Below are 718 nucleotides of genomic sequence, written 5' to 3' on the forward strand. Positions count from 1 at the left end.
TGCTAAAGATTGTTTCCATTCTTCAGCGCTTTCAAACCCTTTAAACATTACCTTATGATCCATGTTTTCGTCTTTTCTCGTGTATTCTAAAGATGTGTTGACTGTTTGAATGAGACGCTGATACTTTTCAATTTTCTTTTCAAACAGCTTTTTTTGTTTTTCTAATGTACTTGTTCTTTCAGCATCCTCTTTTAGTAATGTTTTGATTTCTGAAAAAGGAATATCTAATTCTTTGTAAAAAAGGATTTCCTGCAGTCTTTTTAGTTCTTCAGCACCATAGTACCGATATCCGGCTTCGCTTATTTCCTTTGGGGCTTGCAAGCCGATTTTGTGGTAATGATAAAGCGTTTTGATTGTGACATTCGCAATATTGGATAGTTCTTTTACTGTTAATTTCACCATCTGACTCCTCCTTTCTTCTTTCGCTATGAGGCCTTACCTTTGGTTGGAGTCAAGGATAAAATGGTGGTGTTTTCGTCCGAAGACAGCCTAGTGAATGTTGGGAGAAAGAAAATAACACCTGGCGGATTCAAAGAAAAGAGTGCTTTTCAGCAAGCACTCTTTATTCCAGTTTAATTCGTTTTACATCCCCTAATACAAACACATAAAAAACCAATCCCAGCAACAGCACAAAACCAGCTACCAGAAAGCTGAGCGTAAAGGAGCCTGTCACATCAAACAAATACCCTGTCAGTGACGCAGCAATAATGCCTCCGAA

1 protein-coding gene and 1 pseudogene are annotated in these 718 nt (G+C 37.9%); both read right to left on the reverse strand.

Features of this window, described 5'->3' with window-relative positions:
- The coding region (locus tag ACWHAR_RS26970; protein WP_452088417.1) for a MerR family transcriptional regulator at positions 1-402 on the reverse strand (402 nt) is incomplete at its 3' end.
- A 160-nt stretch (positions 403-562) separates the two neighbouring features.
- A pseudogene (locus tag ACWHAR_RS26975) lies at positions 563-718 on the reverse strand (MFS transporter); the annotation flags it as partial.

This window comes from Bacillus sp. LR--39 (assembly GCF_053613335.1).